This is a genomic window from Pedobacter sp. 01N416, assembly GCF_056399685.1.
In genome coordinates this window covers 1-1,525 of the sequence record NZ_JBFTRT010000833.1, presented here as the reverse complement: position 1 = coordinate 1,525, position 1,525 = coordinate 1, and the positions used below count along the sequence as shown (strand labels likewise).

2 protein-coding genes are annotated in these 1,525 nt (G+C 35.3%); one reads left to right on the top strand and one right to left on the bottom strand.

Translation table 11 applies throughout. The features are described 5' to 3' along the window. Positions 1–489, bottom strand: a 489-nt coding sequence (locus AC1DND_RS27650) for an alpha/beta fold hydrolase (RefSeq protein ID WP_477586034.1), incomplete at its 3' end; no start/stop codon positions are given. A gap of 780 nt (positions 490–1,269) precedes the next feature. Between AC1DND_RS27650 and AC1DND_RS27645 the strand changes: the two genes are divergently transcribed. Beyond that, a complete protein-coding gene (locus AC1DND_RS27645) occupies positions 1,270–1,521 on the top strand; it encodes a hypothetical protein (RefSeq protein ID WP_477586032.1) in 252 nt (83 codons plus the stop codon). The last annotated feature ends 4 nt before the right edge of the window (positions 1,522–1,525 follow it).

The window sequence follows — 1,525 nt, the reverse complement described above, 5'->3', positions numbered from 1 at the left end:
TTTCCAGCCAGTACTTTTATAAGTAGAAGAAATGATTACTAATTTTTTTACGCGTTTAGGGCTTTGTATGGTCAACTTATAAGCTATAGAGCCACCCATGCTATACCCTGCAACATCGGCGCTGTCTACTTTTAAATATTTCATTACCCCTTCCACATCACTGGCCAGGGTAGCCTGATCTAATTTCCGGTCAGAAAAGGGAGTGTGCCCATGTCCCTGCAATTCGACGGCGATTACTTTTCTGGTTTTCGATAATTCGGGTATTAACTGTCCCCAGTTTGTTTCGATGGTCATAAAAGCACCATGCAGTAAGATGAGCGGTTTACCCTCACCGTATACTTCGTAATAAACTTTAAGGCCATTAACCGGCGCATAACCGCTCTCGGCAGGTTTAAGCTGTTGCGCTTTTGATTGAGCTGCTGCAAAAATGATCATTGCAAAGAATAGTACTGATTTAAGGATATTACCTGTTTGGAATAAATTTTTCATAAAGCTATTTAAATTTAGTTTGAACTATATTAACCATACAAATATGAGATTCATTTGGGGCTTTAACGCGACGTAAAAACGACAACTTCGGTAGCGGATTGCGACATTAATATAAGGAAATAGACTTTGTATGAGCAAACGATTAAATAAAATCTTTTTATGGCTGCGGACTGTCTAAACGATTATTATCTTCGGATAGACTTTAGATTAAATTGCTAAGCCGTAATAACACGCTAAACAGAGGTAAGCGGTTATTAATTTTATAGAATCATGAAAATCCAATGTAAAAATTGTTTACCCAAAGAAGGAATTGAGATCCCAGATTTTACGCAGTCAGAAAAACTCAAACTACACAACTAAAGATAGAATCACCAATTCATTTAGTAAAATATATCGTTGACAATTACGCTTTAGGCCATGGAGATGCTAAATATGTAGTAACACACATCAACAAAGTTTACGGGCATTGTAACCATTGTATTTTTAATAAACTCGATGGAGAGTATACAAACTGTCCGAAATGTGGTGCATTAAACCTGAATTGGAAGATAATTTAAATTTGCTGCAAGGCAGGAATTACCCCAAATGAGTACCAGAGCAATCGGACTGCTTAAATTTCAACAAATTCGTTTGTAAATTCATTCTTTAAAAATACTGATTAAAAGCTTTTTAAAAGAAGGGCTTTTTTAATTAAAACCTGATCTACCGCTTTTAGTAGTTGCGTTTATCGTGTATATTTGAGCATTACCCACAGGAGATTACGCTCAAAAACCACGGAAAATGGAACAAAAAAATCTATCGGAACTAACAGATGAAGAATTGTTGCAAGAAACAAAAAAAAGGAAATCGGCAGCCATAACCAATGCAATATTAATTGGATTTCTGATCGGTGTTGTATTTTTCAGCCTTATGAAAAACAGTTTAGGGTTTTTAACACTCATTCCTTTATTTTTCGCCTATAAGCTGACCAATAACTCGAAATACAACAATCAGGAATTAGAAAACCTTTTAAAAGAAAGAGGTTTGAAATAAGAAA